The organism is Streptomyces sp. P9(2023) (assembly GCF_032436795.1).
Lineage (GTDB): Bacteria > Actinomycetota > Actinomycetes > Streptomycetales > Streptomycetaceae > Streptomyces.
The window spans coordinates 349,738-368,007 of the sequence record NZ_JAUPWM010000003.1 but is presented as its reverse complement, the minus strand read 5'-3'; the positions used below and the strand labels follow the sequence as shown (position 1 = coordinate 368,007).

Here is an 18,270-nt window from a genome sequence, read left to right as displayed (position 1 = left end):
ATGGGTTACGGGTGTTCGAACCCTACCCGCGCAGCACCAGCGCCTGTCCCGAGACGACCAGGAGCACCTGCTCGCACTCGTCCCCGAAGGACGCGTTGAGCCGCCCCAGCTCGTCCCGGAAACGCCGCCCGGCGGCGGTGCCCGGCACGACCCCGGACCCGACCTCGTTGGTCACGGCGACGACCGTACGAGACGTGGCGCGCACCGCCGCCACCAGCGCCTCCATCCGCTCCCGCAGCGCCTCCTGACCCCCGCTCGCCCACCGCTCGTCGTCCCAGGCGCCCACCTGGTCCATGGCGTCCGTCAGCCACAGAGACAGACAGTCGATCAGCAGCGCGGGACCCTCGGCCTCCAGGAGCGGTACAAGATCGCAGGTCTCGGCCGTACGCCAGGAGCCCGGCCGCCGGTCCCGGTGCAGGGCCACCCGCTGCGCCCACTCCGGGTCGCCCTCCCGGGTCCCGCCCGTCGCCACGTACAGCACCTCGGGGACGGTCTCCAGACGCCGCTCGGCCTCCACCGACTTGCCCGACCTGGCCCCGCCCGTCACCAGCGTGCGACGCGGCACCTCGGGCACGGCGTGGTACTCGCCGACGTACAGGGTCGTGCCGTCCGGCACCGCCCGCGCCCCGGCCGCCGCGAGCCGCCGGTCCAGCTCGCGGCCGTTCGGCACGTCGTGGTCGAGGTGCACGGCGATCACGTCGGTGTCCGTCCCGACCGCGCCTGTCGCCCGCAGCCGCGCCAGCGCGTCGGGCCGGTCCGTGACGTCCATGACGACCATGTCGTACGGCGGCCGGTGATCGTCCGGCAGACCGGCGGGGGAGCCCCCGGGCGGCAGATAGAGCAGCCGCTCCCCCTCGGGCGACGTCACCTCGTACCCCGTACCCGGGGAGTCCATCGGCACGGCCCGCACCGTGTGCCCGCTGATCAGCGTCAACTCGCGGCCGTCCGGCACCCGTCCGGCGTCCGGCAGCCCGGCCGGCACCTCCACCGCGGGCCCGTCGTGCGGATGCGTGAGCAGCACCTGCCGTACGCCGACCAGCGAGCGCCCCGCCCGGGCGGCGGCCAGCGCGGCCCCGGGCGTCAGATCGAGCAGCAGCGACTCGTCCACGAGCAGCGAGGTGGCGGCCCGCGCGCGGTCGCCACGGGAGGTCGCGCACACGGCGCAGGGGCATTCGGGGCGGGGGAGCCCGAGGGGGGCGCCGGTGCCGAGCAGAGTCAGTTCCACCCATTGATCCTCCCGCGTCACCGCGAGGGGTGCGCGCCCGGCTACGCTGCGGGCAGGAAACCGATCATCCGGTGAACCTCAGGAGGCGCACATGGCATGGACGTGGCGGTTCGAGAAGGCCGACGGCACGGAGACCGCTCCGGCGGTGGAACCGGAGGAGTTCACGACGCAGGGCGACGCCGAGTCCTGGATCGGTGAGGTCTGGAAGGAGCTCCTGGACGGCGGCGCGGAATCGGTCACCCTCTTCGAGGACGACACCCAGATCTACGTGATGTCCCTCAGCGCGGCAGCGGAGAGCTAGAGCGCTCGGCGGCAGGGGTGGCGTGCCGCGGGCCGGTGGTGGCCACAGGCGGCGACTCCGGCCCGTGATGCCCACGGGCCCGCAGCCGCCGACGGCGCGTGCTGCCCGCCGGCACGCGCCCCCGTGATGCCCACGAGCCCGCACTCGCCGACGGCGTGTGCGGCCCACCGGGAGACCCGCATCTGTCCGCCAAGTAGCACGGGCGAGCGCAGCGAGACGGGGGTACCCCCGGGCGAAGCTCTGGGGGAGGGTGGGAGACCCAGCCCGGCCGGAGGCCGGGCGCACCACCTACGGCCGGCACCCGTCGGCCTGCCCTAGATCTCCCCGAGCGTGACCTGGACCTTCGCCTCGCTCCCACCCCGCTCGTACACCACCGTCACCTCGTCCCCAGGCTTCATCGAAGCCAGCGCCTCCTGCAACGAGGTGATCGTCGTGACGTCCGTGTCCCCCACCCGCGTGATCACGTCCCCCGGCTTGATCCCCGCCTTGCCCGCTGCCCCGTCCGCCGGCGCCTCGACCACCGCGACCCCCGCCGGCTCGTAGGCGTCGTCGAGAACCGTCCGGCCGGTGATGTCCAGCGCAGCCCGCCCGGAGTCCGTCACCTTGCCGTCCTTGATGATCTGGTCGGCGACGGTCCGGACCATCGACACCGGGATGGCGAAACCGATGCCCGGCGCCGACCCCCCGCCCAGCTCCGGATCGCTGGCCGCGAGCGTCGGGATGCCGATGACCTCGCCGTCCAGGTTGACCAGCGCGCCCCCGCTGTTGCCCGGGTTGATCGCGGCCGACGTCTGGACCATGTTCGCGAGGGTCGCTCCCGTACCGCCGCCCTCACTGCCCTCGCTGACCGTGCGGCCGGTCGCCGAGACGATGCCCTGTGTGACGCTGCCCGACAGGCCCAGCGGGGAGCCCATGGCCAGCACGATCTGGCCCATGTCGACCTTGGCGGAGTCACCGAAGGTCGCCGCCTTCAGCCCGTCCGGTACGGAGTTCAGCCGGATGACGGCGAGGTCCTGTTCGGGGTAGGTGGCGACGAGGCGGGCCGCCATCGGCTCCTTGCCGGTCGCGGCCGTGACCCGGAAGGTCTTCTCCTCGCCGACCACGTGCGCGTTGGTGACGATGTGGCCGTTGCCGTCGTAGACGATCCCGGAACCGAGGCTGTTCGTGGCGTCGATCTGCACGACCGACGGCAGGACGTCCTTGATCACGGCCTGGTAGTCGTCCTGGAGCTCGTTGGCGACGGCCGGCGCGGCCGCCTGCGTGGAGGACTCGGCCCGCTGCGCGTCGCCGGAGGAGCAGCCGCCGACGAGGGCGACCGCGCAGGCACCGGCGGTCAGGGCGAGGAGAAGGCGTCGGGCACGGGACACGTCCATGTCCGGAGTATCACGTTCACCCGATCGGTCCGGCTCGGTGAAGAGGTCCGATCAGGCGTCGGGCGCAACCCCGGCATCGGGCGCAACCCCCCGGGGTCGGATGCAAACCCCGGCCCGGGGCGATCAGCCGCCCCGCACCCCGCACAGATGCAGCAGCGCCGCCACCCGCCGGTACGGTTCCGTCCGCCCGGCCCGGTCCTCCGCGGCGAGCAGCCGTTCCAGTTCCTCGGCGGCCGGCAGTCCCACCCCGCCCGGCACGCCGTCGGTGAAGACCCGCACGCCGTACCAGGCGTGCAGCGGCGCGGCGATCCCGGCGAGCGTCGACGTCAGCGCGTCGAGCCGGTCGGCCCGCACCTTCACCCCGTTGCCGTCGGTGTACGTGTCCGAGTCGAACCCGGTCAGCGCCCCCGACCAGTCCCCGGCGAGCCCCGGACGTATGGCCAGCGCGTCGGCGTTCCGTACGACCAGGGAGAGCAGACCGCCGGGCGCCAGCATCCGGGCCAGGCCCGCGAGCAGCGCGTCCGGCTCGTCCGCGTACATCAGCACGCCGTGGCAGAGCACGACGTCGAAGCTGCCCGGCAGGAAGTGCACGCCCGTCTCGCGGCCGTCCCCCTCGATCAGCCGGACCCGCTCACGGATCCCGGCAGGCTCGGTGGCCAGCGACTCACGCGCGGCCTTGAGCAGCTCGGGATCGGATTCCAGACCGGTCACCGTGTGACCGGCCCTGGCAAGGCGTAGCGCCTGCGTACCCTGGCCCATGCCGGCGTCCAGGATCCGCAGCCGCTGCCCCACCGGGTACCGGCCGGCTATCTGCTCGTCGAGCTGACGCGCGACGAGCTCCTGGCGGACGGTGTCGCGCAGCCCGCCGTAGCCGCTCGGCCACGGGGAGGAGGCGGCAGGCAGCGGAGCGCTGCCCGGGCCCGGCTCGGAGCCGTCCGCGCTCAGGGCCGCTCTCCGCGCTTGACCTGCGGCTTCGGCAGTCGCAGTCGGCGCATCTGGAGCGTACGCATCAGGCCGTAGGCGATGGCGCCACGCGTCGGCTCGTTCGGGAAGCGCTCGGCGAGCTGCTTCTTCAGACGGAGCCAGATACCGATCGAGTCGATGACGATCATCACGATCACACCGAGCCAGAGCAGCAGCGACACGTTCTGCAGGACCGGCACGCGGACCATCGACAGGACGAGGATCACCACGGCCATCGGCAGGAAGAACTCGGCGATGGCGAAGCGCGAGTCGACGAAGTCGCGCACGAAGCGGCGCACCGGACCCTTGTCACGGGCCGGCAGATAGCGCTCGTCACCGCTGGCCAGCGCCTCGCGCTGACGAGCCAGGTCGGAGCGGCGCGCCTCGCGCTGGCGCTTGGACGCCTCCTTGCGGTCGGTCGGCACCGTCGCGGCGCGACGGCGCTGGGTCTGCGCCTCACTCCGTTTCGGGGTCGGGCGGCCCTTGGGGGCCTCGGGGTCGCGGGGCTGCTTGGAGAGGTCCACGCTCACCTTGTCGGTGGCGGCCTTCTCTTCCTTGGAACGGCTACGGAACACATTGCCAGAGTACGTGGTGGGGGGTGTGGACCCCAGTGCGGGCGGGAACGATCTGGTATCGGACCGCGTCTGTGGGGGTACGCGCGGACGACACGCACGGTTTCCCCGAGGTCCACCTACACCCTGGGCCGGAGAGAGCCCGTTCGTGATCGTCCTTGGGGAGGAGCACATCCGGCCCCGAACAGTGCGGTAATGGAGACAGGGCCCGTACTGTGGATCCTGTTGGAGTGCTTGAGCCGAGTCCGTCAGAAGGGGGCGCGCGAAGCCCATGAGCGGTGTCATGAAGCGTATGGGGATGATCTTCCGCGCGAAGGCAAACAAGGCCCTTGACCGGGCCGAGGATCCGCGCGAGACCCTCGATTACTCCTACCAGAAGCAGCTGGAGCTCCTGCAGAAGGTCCGCCGGGGCGTCGCCGACGTGGCGACCTCCCGCAAGCGGCTCGAACTGCAGCTGAACCAGCTGCAGGGCCAGTCCACGAAGCTGGAGGACCAGGGCCGCAAAGCGCTGGCGCTCGGCCGTGAGGACCTGGCCCGTGAGGCGCTCTCCCGGCGGGCGGCCCTCCAGCAGCAGGTGAGCGACCTCGAGGTGCAGCACCAGACGCTGCAGGGCGAGGAGGAGAAGCTCACGCTGGCGGCGCAGCGGCTGCAGGCCAAGGTCGACGCCTTCCGTACGAAGAAGGAGACGATCAAGGCGACCTACACGGCCGCCCAGGCGCAGACCCGGATCGCCGAGTCCTTCTCGGGCATCTCCGAGGAGATGAGCGACGTCGGCGTGGCGATCCAGCGCGCCGAGGACAAGACGGCCCAGCTCCAGGCGCGGGCCGGCGCGATCGACGAGCTGCTCGCCTCGGGCGCGCTCGACGACCAGTCGGGCCTGGCCAAGGACGACATCCAGGCGGAGCTCGACCGGCTGTCCGGCGGTACGGACGTCGAGCTGGAGCTCCAGCGGATGAAGGCGGAGCTCGCCGGCGGCCCGTCGGCCTCCAAGCAGGCCATCGAGGGCGGCAACGGCACGGCCACGCCGCAGGACCAGGCCCAGGGGCAGCAGTCCTCCAACCCCCGGTTCGACAAGCAGTAAGGACGGCGCGTCATGATCGTGAGGATCATGGGGGAGGGCCAGCTGACACTGGCCGACAGTCACTTCGCCGAGTTGAACAAGCTGGACGACGAACTGCTCGCGGAGATGGAGTCCGGGGACGGCCCCGGCTTCCGCCGCACGCTCACGCACCTTCTCGACACGGTGCGCGAGCTCGGCGAACCGCTCCCCGACGAGGCGCTTGAACCCTCCGAACTGATCCTCCCGTCCCCCGACGCGACGCTCGAAGAAGTCCGGGAGATGCTCTCCGACGACGGTCTGATCCCGGGCTGACGCCTCCGACAGCGGCAGCGCCCCGCCTCCCCTCCCGGGGGAAGCGGGGCGCTGCCGTGTTCCCCACCCCGTACCGTTGCTTGTCGTGACCACCCTCGACAGCGGCTTCCCCCGGCTCCGGCAGTGGCTGCGGGCGCATCCCCTCGCGTTCGACGGGGCCCTCGCGTTCGGTGTGCTCGTCTGCATGATCAGCGCCTCCTTCGCCGATCCCCACGGCAGCCCGAACGGCCCGACCTTCGGCGACCGCACCCCCGACGCGAGCAGCGTGTTCCTGATGCTGCTCGGCGGCGCCGCCCTCGTCCTGCGCCGCCGCGCCCCCATGGCCGTGCTCGCCTTCACCGGTGGGGTCACCCTCGTCGAGCTGATCGCCGACAACTTGCCCGCCCCGGTCGTCATGAGCGTCGTCATCGCGGTCTACACCGTCGCCTCCCGCACCGACCGCCCCACCACCTGGCGGGTCGGCCTCATCACCATGGCCGTGCTGACGGGCGCCTCGATGCTCTTCGGGCCCACCCCCTGGTACGCCCAGGAGAACCTGGGCGTCTTCGCCTGGACCGGGATGGCCGCGGCCGCCGGCGACGCCGTCCGCAGCCGCCGCGCCTTCGTCGACGCCATACGGGAACGGGCCGAGCGCGCCGAGCGGACCCGGGACGAGGAGGCCCGCCGCCGGGTCGCCGAGGAGCGGCTGCGGATCGCCCGCGATCTGCACGACGTCGTCGCCCACCACATCGCCCTGGTCAACGTCCAGGCCGGGGTCGCCGCGCACGTCATGGACAAGCGGCCCGACCAGGCCAAGGAAGCCCTCGCGCACGTACGGGACGCCAGCCGCTCCGCCCTCGACGAGCTGCGCGCCACCGTCGGCCTGCTGCGCCAGTCCGGCGACCCCGAGGCGCCCACCGAACCGGCCCCCGGCCTCACCGTCCTCGACGCGCTGCTCGACACCTTCCGCAACGCAGGCCTCCCCGTCGAGCTGGCCCGCGTCACCGACGGGACCGACCTGCCGGCGGCCGTCGACCTCGCCGCGTACCGGATCATCCAGGAGGCCCTGACCAACGTCCGGAAGCACGCGGGCCCGGGCGCCAAGGCCGAGGTGAGCGTCATCCGGGTCGGCCGTACCGTCGAGGTCACCATCCTCGACAACGGCGTACCGCAGTCGACCCCGTCCGACGACACCGGCGGGCACGGGCTGCTCGGCATGCGCGAGCGGGTCACCGCCCTCGGCGGCACGCTGACCGCGGCACCCCGCTACGGCGGCGGCTTCCGTGTCCAGGCGATACTGCCCGTGACGGCCGCAACGGCCGCGACGGCCCGTACGGGGGAAGACAGATGACCATCCGCGTGCTGCTCGCCGACGACCAGGCCCTGCTCCGCAGCGCCTTCAAGGTGCTCGTGAACTCCGAGCCGGACATGGAGGTCGTGGCCGAGGCCGCCGACGGCGCCGAGGCCGTCGCCCTGGCCCGCTCCACCCGCGCCGACGTCGTCCTGATGGACATCCGGATGCCCGGCACGGACGGGCTCGCGGCCACCCGGCTGATCACCGCGGACCCGGAGCTGTCCGGCGTACGGATCGTCATGCTGACGACCTTCGAGGTGGACGAGTACGTCGTGCAGTCGCTCCGCGCCGGGGCCTCCGGCTTCCTCGGAAAGGGTGCGGAACCGGACGAACTGCTCAACGCCATCCGGATCGCCGCCGCCGGGGAGGCCCTGCTCTCGCCCGTCGCGACGAAGGGGCTGATCGCCAAGTTCCTCGCGCAGGGCGGGAGTTCGGACCTCGACGGCGACCAGGACGGGGCCGCGTACTCCCAGCGCCTGGCCGCGCTGACCACCCGCGAACGCGAGGTACTCGTCCTCGTCGCCGGCGGCCACTCCAACGACGAGATCGCCGAGCGCCTTGAAGTCAGCCCGCTCACGGTGAAGACGCATGTCAACCGGACCATGGCCAAACTCGGGGCTCGCGACCGCGCCCAGCTGGTGGTCACGGCCTACGAGTCAGGGTTGGTACGTCCAAGGGTGGAGTGAGGGAGTACCCCGGAGTACTCCAGACGCGGTATGCGCCGGATAAGGAATCGGGCCCGGGGGCTGAGGATCCGCTGCTTCCCATGGCTGATGGTGTTAGCGGGCACCCCTGGAACCGTCCTGGCGCCCGCCTGCCGAGCACGCCACAGAAGAGAGACCCCATGTCCTGGCTGTCCAGATTCAGCCTCGCGCAACGGGCCCTGATCGGGCTGATGTCCATCGTCGCCATCGTCTTCGGGGCGATAGCCATCCCGCAGCTGAAGCAGCAACTGCTGCCGTCGATCGAGCTCCCGATGGTCTCGATCCTCGCCCCCTACCAGGGCGCGTCCCCCGACGTGGTCGAGAAGCAGGTCGTCGAACCGCTCGAGAGCACGATCAAGGCCGTCGACGGCATCAAGGGCGTCACGTCCACCGCCTCCGAGGGCAACGCCGTCATCATGGCCACCTTCGACTACGGGGACGAGGGCACCAAGCAGCTCGTCGCCGACGTCCAGCAGGCCGTGAACCGGGCGCGCGTCGCGCTGCCCGAGGGCGTCGACCCGCAGGTCGTCGCGGGTTCCACCGACGACATCCCGACCGTCGTCCTCGCCGTCACCTCCGACAAGGACCAGCAGGCGCTCGCCGCCCAGCTGGAGCGCACCGTCGTCCCGGCGCTCGAGGACATCGACGGCGTCGGCCAGGTCTCCATCGACGGCGTCCAGGACGTCCAGGTCTCCGTCACCCCCGACAACGCCAAGCTCGCGGCGGCCGGCCTCGACGCCGGCAAGCTCGTCGAGGCGATCCGCTCCGGCGGCGGTACGGTCCCGGCCGGCTCGTTCTCCGAGGACGGCAAGAGCCGTACGGTCCAGGTCGGCGGCGGGTTCACCTCGCTCAAGCAGCTCCAGGACCTGCGCCTCAAGCCCGCGAAGGGCGAGGCCGTCCGGCTCGCCGACGTGGCCACGGTGAAGCAGGAGGAGGCCTCCCGCGCCTCCATCACCCGTACCAACGGCAAGCCCAGCCTCGCCGTGATGGCCACCATGGACAACGACGGCAGCGCCGTCGCGATCTCCGACGCGGTCAAGGAGAAGCTGCCCGACCTCCGCAAGGACCTCGGCGCGGGCGCCGAGCTGACCGTCGTCTCCGACCAGGGCCCGGCCGTCTCCAAGTCGATCTCCGGTCTGACCACGGAGGGTGCGCTCGGCCTCGTCATGGCCGTCCTGGTGATCCTGGTCTTCCTCGCCTCGATCCGCTCCACGCTGGTCACCGCGGTCTCGATCCCGCTCTCGGTCGTGCTGGCCCTGATCGTGCTGTGGACCCGTGACCTCTCGCTCAACATGCTGACGCTGGGCGCCCTCACCATCGCCATCGGCCGGGTCGTCGACGACTCGATCGTGGTCCTGGAGAACATCAAGCGGCACCTCGGCTACGGCGAGGAGCGCGAGTCGGCGATCCTCACCGCCGTCCGCGAGGTCGCGGGCGCCGTGACCTCGTCCACGCTCACCACGGTCGCGGTCTTCCTGCCGATCGGTCTGGTCGGCGGCATGGTCGGCGAGCTGTTCGGCTCGTTCAGCCTGACGGTCACCGCGGCCCTGCTGGCCTCGCTGCTCGTCTCCCTGACAGTGGTCCCGGTCCTCTCGTACTGGTTCCTGCGCGCGCCCAAGGGCACGTCGGAGAACCCGGACGAGGCCCGGCGCCTGGCCGAGGAGAAGGAGAACAAGAGCCGGCTGCAGCGCCTGTACGTCCCGGTCCTGCGGTTCGCGACCCGGCGCCGGCTCACCAGCGTGGCGATCGCGATCGTCGTCCTGGTCGGCACCTTCGGCATGGCCCCGCTCCTGAAGACGAACTTCTTCGACCAGGGCGAGCAGGAGGTCATGAGCATCAAGCAGGAGCTGGCTCCGGGCACCAGCCTCGCGGCGGCCGACGAGGCCGCGCAGAAGGTCGAGAAGGTCATCGCCGCGACCGACGGGGTGAAGGACTACCAGGTCACCGTCGGCTCCTCGGGCTTCATGGCCGCCTTCGGCGGTGGCACGGGCGCCAACCAGGCCTCGTACCAGCTGACCCTTGAGGACTCGGCGTCGTACGAGAAGACCCGGGACGCCATCGACGCGGCGCTCGGCAAGCTCGACGGCATCGGCGACACGACGATCGCGGCCGGCGACGGCTTCGGCAGCCAGGACCTGAGCGTGGTCGTCAAGGCCTCCGACGCGGACACCCTGAAGAAGGCGTCCGAGGCGGTCAAGGCGGAGGTCGCCAAGCTGGACGACGTCACCGACGTCCAGAGCGACCTGTCGCAGTCGGTGCCGCGGATCTCCGTCAAGGCCAACGCCAAGGCGGCGGACCTCGGCTTCGACGACACCACCCTCGGCATGGCCGTCGCGCAGGCGGTCAGGGGCACCCCGGCGGGCAAGGCGATCCTGGACGACACCGAGCGGGACATCGTCCTGACCTCGGCGAAGCCGGCCACCACGATGGCGAGCCTGAAGGCCCTGCCGCTCGGCCCGGTCACGCTCGGCGACATCGCCGAGGTGAAGCTGGTCCCCGGTCCGGTCTCGATGACCCGGATCGACGGCTCGCGGGCCGCGACGATCTCGGCCAAGCCGACCGGTGACAACACCGGCGCGGTGAGCACCGAGCTCCAGTCGAAGATCAGCGCGCTCGACCTGCCGGAGGGCGCGACCGCGTCCATCGGCGGTGTCTCCGAGGACCAGTCCGAGGCCTTCGTCAACCTGGGTCTGGCGATGCTCGCGGCGATCGCGATCGTCTTCATGCTTCTGGTCGCGACCTTCAAGTCGCTGATCCAGCCGCTGATCCTGCTGGTGTCGATCCCGTTCGCGGCGACCGGCGCGATCGGTCTGCTGATCGTGACGGGCACGGCGATGGGCGTCCCGGCGATGATCGGCATGCTGATGCTGATCGGCATCGTGGTCACCAACGCGATCGTCCTGATCGACCTGATCAACCAGTACCGCGCGCAGGGCCTGGGCGTCGTGGAGGCGGTCGTCGAGGGTGGCCGTCACCGGCTTCGCCCGATCCTGATGACGGCGCTCGCGACGATCTTCGCGCTGCTCCCGATGGCGCTCGGCATCACCGGCGAGGGCGGCTTCATCGCCCAGCCGCTGGCGGTCGTGGTGATCGGCGGTCTGATCACGTCGACGCTGCTCACGCTGCTCCTCGTCCCGACGCTCTACGCGATGGTGGAGCTCCGCAAGGAGCGCCGCGCGAAGAAGAAGGCGGCGAAGAAGGCGAAGAAGGCCGGCGGCTCGCTGGAGAAGCAGCAGCAGTCGGACGTGACCCCCGCGGACGCGACCCTGCTGGACGCGCTGGACGTCTGACACGTCGCAGCACGACAAACGGAGGCCCGGCCCAGCACCGAGAGGTGCCGAGCCGGGCCTCCGGCGTTGTGCGGTGTGCCCCCTACGCCCCCGGCAGGGTTTCGGGAAGCTCCGGAGCCACCCGTCCCACCGACCGCGCGCTCACCGCGCCGGCGACCGTCGCCACGACGGCCCCGGCGGAGAAGGCCACCGACGAGGCCCCGACGCCGAGCCCGAGCACGTTCTGCAGCAGGAACGGCGACCCGGCGATGGAGCAGAACAGCACGCCGAAGGCCAGCGTGTAGCCGACGTACGCCCGGTCGCGCACCACGCTCCGCAGCTGCTGCCCTAACTCCGCCGCGCCCCCCGTCCGCCTGCGCTCCGCCGGCAGGCAATCCGGTACGGCGACCACCACCGTCACCGCCACCACCGCGGCGATCACGGCGAGCACCCAGAAGACCCCGCGCCGGCCGAACGCCTCGATGACCGCGCCGCCCGCCAGCGGGGCGACGATCGGGGCGATGCCGCCGAGCGCCATCAGGATCCCGATCAGCCGCGCCGCCGCCGCGCCCTCGGCGACGTCGGAGACGACGGCCCGGCCGATGACGAGCCCGCGCGAGCAACGTCAGTGCGACGGTCCGCGGCCTGGTCAACGGCGGGCTGCTGGAGAAGGAGAAGGACCCGCACGACCGGCGGGTCACCCGGCTGAGGCCGACCCCCAAGGCGGAGCAGGGCATGGCTCTGATCGAGAACGCCTGGGCGGAGATATTCGCCGACGCGCTGGCGGCGCTGCCTGCGGACGAGCGCGCGGCGCTCACCACGGCCGTGCCGGCCCTGGAGGCGCTCGGCGCGGCCCTCAAGGCCCGCCGGGGGGAAGCCTAGGAACGCCGAAGGGCGCCCCGCGAGCATTGCGGGGCGCCCTTCGGCGTGACGTCGTACCTGGTACGTCGGGAACCGGCTACGGCAGTGCGAGCATCCGCTCCAGCGCCAGCTTCGCGAAGCTCTCCGTCTCCTTGTCGACCTGGATCTGATTGACCAGCTTGCCCTCGGCCAGCGACTCCAGCGCCCACACCAGGTGCGGCAGGTCGATCCGGTTCATGGTCGAGCAGAAGCAGACCGTCTTGTCGAGGAAGACGACCTCCTTGTCCGGGTGCGCGTTGGCCACCCGGCGGACCAGGTTCAGCTCGGTGCCGATCGCCCACTTCGAGCCGGCCGGGGCCGCCTCAAGGGTCTTGATGATGTACTCCGTCGAGCCGACGTAGTCCGCCGCCGCCACGACCTCGTGCTTGCACTCCGGGTGCACGAGCACGTTCACGCCCGGGATCCGCTCGCGCACGTCGTTGACCGAGTCCAGCGAGAACCGGCCGTGCACCGAGCAGTGCCCGCGCCACAGGATCATCCTGGCGTTCCGCAGCTCCTCGGCGGTGAGGCCGCCGTTCGGCTTGTGCGGGTTGTACAGGACGCAGTCCTCCAGCGTCATGCCCATCTCGCGCACCGCCGTGTTCCGGCCCAGGTGCTGGTCGGGCAGGAAGAGGACCTTCTCACCCTGCTCGAAGGCCCAGTCGAGGGCGCGCTTGGCGTTGGACGAGGTGCAGATCGTGCCCCCGTGCTTGCCGGTGAAGGCCTTGATGTCGGCCGAGGAGTTCATGTACGAGACGGGCACGACCTGCTCGGCTATGCCGGCCTCGGTCAGCACGTCCCAGCACTCGGCGACCTGCTCGGCGGTGGCCATGTCGGCCATCGAGCAGCCGGCCGCGAGGTCCGGCAGTACGACCTTCTGGTCGTCCGTGGTGAGGATGTCCGCGGACTCGGCCATGAAGTGCACACCGCAGAAGACGATGTACTCGGCCTCCGGGCGGGCCGCCGCGTCGCGGGCGAGCTTGAAGGAGTCGCCGGTGACGTCGGCGAACTGGATGACCTCGTCGCGCTGGTAGTGGTGGCCGAGGACGAAGACCTTGTCCCCGAGCTTCTCCTTGGCGGCGCGGGCGCGCTCGACGAGGTCCGGGTCGGAGGGCGACGGAAGGTCGCCGGGACACTCCACTCCGCGCTCGCTCTTGGGGTCGGCCTCGCGGCCGAGCAGCAGGAGGGCGAGCGGCGTCGGCTGGACGTCCAGGGGCTGGGCGGTGGTCACGTCACGCACCCTTTCTTTCAACGGAAGACCTTTTCGTCTAAATGACGTTATCTATCATAACCGCTTCACGTCAGTTTGACGATGGCCATAGTGTCGATGTGACGAATTCGGGGTCCACAGATCGGCACTTGCCCGTTCCCGGTCCGTGCGAGCTCCTTCTCGGCCCACGCGGGCTCGTTCCCGGTCCGTGAGCGCTCGTTCCTGGTTCCGCGGGCGGGTGTGCGAGCATGAAAGGGAAAGACTAGGGCTCGCCCGGAATGAATCCGGGGCCCCGCCGGTTGCAACCGTCGGCAAGCAGTCTCCGTCTCCGTACAACCCGGGAGAGAAGCAGATGTCCGTATCGGACGAGAAGACCACTGTCAGCGACGGCATCCTCCTGTCTGACGCCGCCGCGGCCAAGGTCAAGGCCCTGCTCGACCAGGAAGGCCGCGACGACCTGGCGCTGCGCGTCGCCGTACAGCCCGGCGGCTGCTCCGGCCTGCGCTACCAGCTCTTCTTCGACGAGCGTTCGCTCGACGGCGACGTCGTCAAGGACTTCGACGGCGTCAAGGTCGTCACCGACCGCATGAGCGCCCCGTACCTGGGCGGCGCCTCCATCGACTTCGTCGACACCATCGAGAAGCAGGGCTTCACGATCGACAACCCGAACGCCACGGGTTCCTGCGCCTGCGGCGACTCGTTCAGCTAAGTCGCCGAAGTACGTACGTACACGAAGGCGGCCGCCCGGAGATCCGGGCGGCCGCCTTCGTCGTGTCAGCGGATCTCACTTCCTCGGTACGGGCTGCCCGCTCGCCGCGTCCACGACCGTACGGCCGGCGAGCGGCTGCTCCAGGGTCACCGTCCGGGTCACCTCCACCGCGATGGCGATGCACGCCCGGTCCGGGTCGGTCGGCTTCTCCGTCACCCGTACGCTCACCTTGTCGGCGCTCTCCTCGGCCGTCGCCGTGTACGTGCTGCACACCCCGCCCCAGAAGGTCACCGACAGCTTCGTGCCGGTGCCGTCGACGCGGTACGACTCGATCTGCCGCACCGGCGCCGTGCCCTCGCCCGGATCCGGCGTCGGGGTGGGCGTCGGGGTCGGCTTGACCGGGGGCGCCAGATGCTCCGGTGCGACCGCCGTCCGTACGACCGTGTGGGGCTTCGCCCCGGCCTCCGCCTCCACCTGGAACAGCCACGACGGTACGAGCGCCCGCTCACCGTCCACGAACCGCGCCGCGAGCCCGAAGACCGCGCCCGTGACCGCCTGCTCGCGCGGTTCGTTCCGCGGTTCGCAGGGCGCGTCCGGGGTGTCCGCCGCCGGCGGGGCCGTCGCGCAGCCGCCGATGCCGACCGAGCCCGGAACGGCCGACTTGTTCAGCTCCTCCAGCGCCTGCTCGGCGCCGATCACGGGATACGTGGCACCCTGCACCGGTTCCTTCAACTGCCCGCTGCCCGCGACCAGTTCACCGCCCGGGCCGACATGGATCCCGGTCGACCAGCCGTACGTGGGAAGGCCGCCCACGACCGGATCGGCGTTGACCACCCGTACCGAACCCATCAGCTGGCTCGCGTCCACCTTCGCGTCGTCCTGGTCGGCCGCCTTCAGGACCGGAGCGGCCGCCGCCCGCGCCGCCTCCTCGCTCACCGGCCCGCCGCTCGGCGGCTTCGCCTCGCCCGGCGGCGGGCAGGCCTTGCCCTTGAGGCAGGTGTCGCCGACCGGGCCCCCGTCGTACCGCGTGAACGTCCAGCTGCCGGGCGCCTCGGCGGACACGTCGAGCCGCAGCCCGGAACCGTCCTTCTCCGGTGCGAGCTTCCAGACCTCGCCCTCCAGCCTCGGCGTGCCCGCGATGCCCAGGGCCTGTGCCAGCCGGGTCACCTCCGCCGAGGTGACCCGGCCCTCGGGCCGGTGGACCGCGGCCGATGAGGGCCCCTTGGGGAGCGGGCCCTTGGCCTTGTAGACGGCTCCGCCGTCGTTCGGGTCGGGCTCGCCCGGCGCGATGCCGGGCCCGCCGTCCCTGTTCGCACCGTCGCCCGTGGCGTCCAGGCTCAGCGGCGGGGGCGCCGCGGCGGCGCCGCCGGGAGTGGCGGTGCCGTCCGTGCTGCTCGCCAGGTACACCCCGCCGCCCCCGACGAGCAGGACGCCCGCCGCCACCGAGGCCACGACCAGCGGCCGGGGCCGCTTCCGCCGGTTCTCCGTACCGCTCACCGCATAGCTCCTTCGTCCCGAAGACATCAGTGGGACGGAACGGGCGAGCGGGTGGTTCCGTCCCTCAGGTGCCGTATTCCGAGGTGGCGTCGATCAGCCGCGCCGAGGAGGGCGGGACGACGACACCGTGGATGCCTGCGGGGGAGACCGGGGCAGGCGCGTCGGCCGCCGGCACCACCCAGTGCGGGGCCATCCGCGCGCTGTCGCCGCGCAGCTGGGCCAGACTGAAATCGGACTCCTGAGGCTCTCGGGGAGCGGGTTGCGTCGACATAGGCGCACCGTACGCACGCCACGGCTTCAGGGAAAAGACCTACTCTGGGGTAGTTTCCACTGTTCGGCAGGGCCCGTCCCAGCCGGTAGCGTGAACTGTCAACCGCTTTCCGTCCCGCAGGAGCGCCCAGCCGTGCGTATCGCAGTCACCGGCTCCATCGCCACCGACCACCTCATGACCTTCCCCGGCCGGTTCGCAGACCAGCTCGTCGCGGACCAGCTGCACACGGTCTCCCTCTCCTTCCTCGTCGACAACCTCGACATCCGGCGGGGAGGCGTGGGCCCGAACATCTGCTTCGGAATGGGCCAGCTCGGCGGCAACCCGATCCTCGTGGGTGCGGCCGGTTACGACTTCGACGAGTACCGCGCCTGGCTCGACCGGCACGGCGTCGACACCGGCTCCGTGCGGATCTCCGAGGTCCTGCACACCGCCCGCTTCGTCTGCACCACGGACAAGGACCACAACCAGATCGGCTCCTTCTACACGGGCGCGATGAGCGAGGCCCGGCAGATCGAGCTGAAGGCCGTCGCCGACCGGGTGGGCGGCCTCGACCTCGTCCTGATCGGCGCGGACGACCCCGAGGCGATGCTGCGCCACACGGAGGAGTGCAAGACGCGCTCCATCCCCTTCGCGGCGGACTTCTCCCAGCAGATCGCGCGGATGGACGGCGAGGAGATCCGCACGCTCCTGGACGGCGCGACGTACCTCTTCTCCAACGAGTACGAGAAGGGGCTCATCGAGTCCAAGACCGGCTGGACCGACGAGGAGATCCTCGGCCGGGTCGGCCACCGCGTCACCACGCTCGGCTCGCGCGGTGTGCGCATCGAGCGCGCGGGCGGGGAGAGCATCGAGGTCGGCTGCGCGGAGGAGGACGCCAAGGTCGACCCGACCGGCGTCGGTGACGCGTTCCGGGCCGGCTTCCTGACCGGCCTCGCGTGGGGCGTCAGCCTGGAGCGCGCGGCCCAGGTCGGCTGCATGCTCGCGACGCTGGTGATCGAGACCCTGGGCACCCAGGAGTACACACTGCGCCGCGCCAACTTCATGGAGCGCTTCACCAAGGCCTACGGCGAAGAGGCCGCCACCGAGGTCCAGTCCCACCTGGCCTGACGAGCCGAGGGGCTCCGCCCGGCGCGGAGCCCCCGCACGCCCGCCTACGCCACCCGCCGCACCACGTACGCCACGCCGCCCCTCGGCGAAGGCTCCTCGCCCACGTACTGCTGGCCGCGCATCTCGCACCATGCCGGGATGTCCAGGCGGGCCGCCTCGTCGTCGGAGAGGACCGTGACCGTGCCGCCCATCGGCACGTCGCCGATCACCTTCGCCAGCTCGATCACCGGGATCGGGCAGCGCTTGCCCAGGGCGTCCACCACGAGGGACCCCGAGGTGCCCGGTTCCGTAGCCGCCTCCGGCGCGCCGAGCCGCTCCCGCACCCCGGCGACCACCCCCGGCAGCACCGCCAGGAAGCGGTCCACGTCCTCCTCCGTCGTGCCCGCCGGCAGCGACACCCGGACGTTCCCCTCGCTCAGCACCCCCATCGCGCGCAGCACATGGCTGGGCGTCAGCGTCGAACTCGTACACGACGAACCGGACGAAACGGAGAATCCCTCCCGGTCCAGCTCGTGCAACAACGTCTCTCCGTCGACATAGAGGCAGGAGAAGGTGACGAGATGGGGGAGCCGACGCACCGGATCGCCCACCACCTCCACATCCGGCACCAGCTCCGGCACCCGCGCCCGGATCCGGTCCACCAGACCCCGCAGCCGGGCCCCCTCGGCCTCCGCCTCCGCCCGCACCGCCCGCAGCGAGGCCGCCGCGGCCACGATCGCCGGCAGGTTCTCGAAACCGGCCGCCCGCCCCGACTCCCGCTCGTCCGCCGGACCTTGGGGGGCGAAACGGACACCCTTACGGACCGCCAGGAGCCCCACGCCCGCCGGACCACCCCACTTGTGCGCGCTCGCCGCGAGCAGCGACCAGGCCCCCTCCACCGGCCCCCACCCCAGCGACTGCGCCGCGTCCACGAGCAGCGGCACGCCCGCCGCCCCGCACGCCTCGGCGGCCTCCGCCACCGGCTGCGCCGTCCCCACCTCGTGGTTGGCGGACTGCAGACACGCCAGCGCCGTCCCCGGCTCCCGGACCGCCGCCGCGAAGGCCGCCGCCTCCACCGCCCCGGACCGGGCCACCGGCACCTCGGCCACCGAGCCGCCGGCCGCCGCGTGCGCCTCGCCCGCGTGCAGGACGGAGGAGTGCTCGACCGCCGAGACCACCAGCCGGGACCCGACACGCCGACGCCCCGCGAGCGCCCCGGAAATTCCGGAATGCACCGCCCGCGTCCCCGAAGGAGTGAAGACCAACTCGTCGGGACGGCAGCCCACCGCCTCCGCCGCGGCCTCCCGCGCCGCGTCGAGCAGCATCCTGGCCCGCCGCCCCTCGCGGTAGAGCCGGGCGGGGTCGGCCCAGCCCTCGTCGAGCGAGGCAAGCAGCGCCTGGCGGGCGACGGGGTGGAGCGGGGCGGAGGAGGCGGCGTCGAAGTAGGGCACCGGACCACGCTAGCCCCCGCTCCGTAATCCCCCG

General features: G+C 71.8%; 18 protein-coding genes. 9 read left to right on the top strand and 9 right to left on the bottom strand.

Translation table 11 applies throughout. The annotated features are described in order from the left end of the window. Positions 1-22: 22 nt before the first annotated feature. Complete coding sequence (locus tag Q5762_RS06595; protein ID WP_315891011.1) at positions 23-1,225, bottom strand: bifunctional adenosylcobinamide kinase/adenosylcobinamide-phosphate guanylyltransferase; 1,203 nt, start codon at positions 1,223-1,225, stop codon at positions 23-25. Between the two features lie 91 nt (positions 1,226-1,316). Here Q5762_RS06595 and Q5762_RS06590 point away from each other — a divergent pair, with 91 nt between their 5' ends. Next, complete coding sequence (locus tag Q5762_RS06590; RefSeq protein WP_315891010.1) at positions 1,317-1,526, top strand: hypothetical protein; 210 nt, start codon at positions 1,317-1,319, stop codon at positions 1,524-1,526. Between the two features lie 314 nt (positions 1,527-1,840). On the opposite strand, the gene Q5762_RS06585 is transcribed toward Q5762_RS06590, so the two are convergent. The 3 genes from Q5762_RS06585 to Q5762_RS06575 form a co-directional block, all read right to left on the bottom strand. Next, positions 1,841-2,899 (bottom strand): trypsin-like peptidase domain-containing protein, encoded by a 1,059-nt coding sequence (locus Q5762_RS06585; RefSeq protein ID WP_315891009.1) that lies wholly within the window; start codon positions 2,897-2,899, stop codon positions 1,841-1,843. Between the two features lie 123 nt (positions 2,900-3,022). Then, positions 3,023-3,802 carry a methyltransferase domain-containing protein gene (locus Q5762_RS06580; RefSeq protein ID WP_315891103.1) on the bottom strand — a complete coding sequence of 260 codons (780 nt, stop codon included), beginning with the start codon at positions 3,800-3,802 and terminating at the stop codon, positions 3,023-3,025. Positions 3,803-3,840: 38 nt separating this feature from the next. Further along, positions 3,841-4,437, bottom strand: coding sequence for a DUF3043 domain-containing protein (locus tag Q5762_RS06575; protein WP_315891008.1), 597 nt, complete (start codon positions 4,435-4,437; stop codon positions 3,841-3,843). A gap of 268 nt (positions 4,438-4,705) precedes the next feature. Between Q5762_RS06575 and Q5762_RS06570 the strand changes: the two genes are divergently transcribed. The 5 genes from Q5762_RS06570 to Q5762_RS06550 all read left to right on the top strand — a co-directional run bounded on the left by Q5762_RS06570 (position 4,706) and on the right by Q5762_RS06550 (position 11,133). Further along, positions 4,706-5,515, top strand: a complete 810-nt coding sequence (locus Q5762_RS06570; RefSeq protein WP_315891007.1) for a PspA/IM30 family protein — start codon at positions 4,706-4,708, stop codon at positions 5,513-5,515. Positions 5,516-5,527: 12 nt separating this feature from the next. After that, positions 5,528-5,806, top strand: a complete 279-nt coding sequence (locus tag Q5762_RS06565; protein WP_315891006.1) for a PspA-associated protein PspAA — start codon at positions 5,528-5,530, stop codon at positions 5,804-5,806. An 85-nt stretch (positions 5,807-5,891) separates the two neighbouring features. After that, positions 5,892-7,136, top strand: a complete 1,245-nt coding sequence (locus tag Q5762_RS06560) for a sensor histidine kinase (protein ID WP_315891005.1) — start codon at positions 5,892-5,894, stop codon at positions 7,134-7,136. After that, positions 7,133-7,825, top strand: coding sequence for a response regulator transcription factor (locus tag Q5762_RS06555; protein WP_315891004.1), 693 nt, complete (start codon positions 7,133-7,135; stop codon positions 7,823-7,825). Before Q5762_RS06560 ends, Q5762_RS06555 begins: the two co-directional genes overlap by 4 nt. Positions 7,826-7,983: 158 nt before the next feature. Beyond that, positions 7,984-11,133 (top strand): efflux RND transporter permease subunit, encoded by a 3,150-nt coding sequence (locus Q5762_RS06550; protein WP_315891003.1) that lies wholly within the window; start codon positions 7,984-7,986, stop codon positions 11,131-11,133. An 82-nt stretch (positions 11,134-11,215) separates the two neighbouring features. Here the strand turns inward: Q5762_RS06550 and Q5762_RS06545 are convergent, their stop codons facing one another. Then, entirely contained in the window at positions 11,216-11,662 is a 447-nt protein-coding gene (locus Q5762_RS06545) for an MFS transporter (protein WP_399494613.1), read from the bottom strand. A 185-nt stretch (positions 11,663-11,847) separates the two neighbouring features. Here Q5762_RS06545 and Q5762_RS06540 point away from each other — a divergent pair, with 185 nt between their 5' ends. Continuing rightward, positions 11,848-11,994: a hypothetical protein gene (locus Q5762_RS06540; RefSeq protein ID WP_315891002.1), complete on the top strand. Its 147-nt coding sequence runs from the start codon at positions 11,848-11,850 to the stop codon at positions 11,992-11,994. Between the two features lie 76 nt (positions 11,995-12,070). Here Q5762_RS06540 and nadA read toward each other — a convergent pair whose 3' ends face one another. Further along, entirely contained in the window at positions 12,071-13,252 is a 1,182-nt protein-coding gene (gene nadA, locus Q5762_RS06535; RefSeq protein ID WP_315891001.1) for a quinolinate synthase NadA, read from the bottom strand. Between the two features lie 322 nt (positions 13,253-13,574). On the opposite strand from nadA, the gene Q5762_RS06530 reads away from it, so the two are divergent. Then, a complete protein-coding gene (locus tag Q5762_RS06530) occupies positions 13,575-13,931 on the top strand; it encodes an iron-sulfur cluster assembly accessory protein (RefSeq protein WP_018848827.1) in 357 nt (118 codons plus the stop codon). Between the two features lie 75 nt (positions 13,932-14,006). Here Q5762_RS06530 and Q5762_RS06525 read toward each other — a convergent pair whose 3' ends face one another. Both Q5762_RS06525 and Q5762_RS06520 read right to left on the bottom strand, forming a co-directional pair. Next, a complete protein-coding gene (locus tag Q5762_RS06525; protein WP_399494574.1) occupies positions 14,007-15,455 on the bottom strand; it encodes a hypothetical protein in 1,449 nt (482 codons plus the stop codon). Between the two features lie 37 nt (positions 15,456-15,492). Then, a complete protein-coding gene (locus tag Q5762_RS06520) occupies positions 15,493-15,699 on the bottom strand; it encodes a hypothetical protein (protein ID WP_315890999.1) in 207 nt (68 codons plus the stop codon). Between the two features lie 132 nt (positions 15,700-15,831). Here Q5762_RS06520 and Q5762_RS06515 point away from each other — a divergent pair, with 132 nt between their 5' ends. Then, positions 15,832-16,806 carry a carbohydrate kinase family protein gene (locus Q5762_RS06515; RefSeq protein WP_315890998.1) on the top strand — a complete coding sequence of 325 codons (975 nt, stop codon included), beginning with the start codon at positions 15,832-15,834 and terminating at the stop codon, positions 16,804-16,806. Positions 16,807-16,850: 44 nt separating this feature from the next. Here the strand turns inward: Q5762_RS06515 and Q5762_RS06510 are convergent, their stop codons facing one another. Next, entirely contained in the window at positions 16,851-18,236 is a 1,386-nt protein-coding gene (locus Q5762_RS06510) for an aminotransferase class V-fold PLP-dependent enzyme (RefSeq protein ID WP_315890997.1), read from the bottom strand. Positions 18,237-18,270 lie beyond the last annotated feature (34 nt).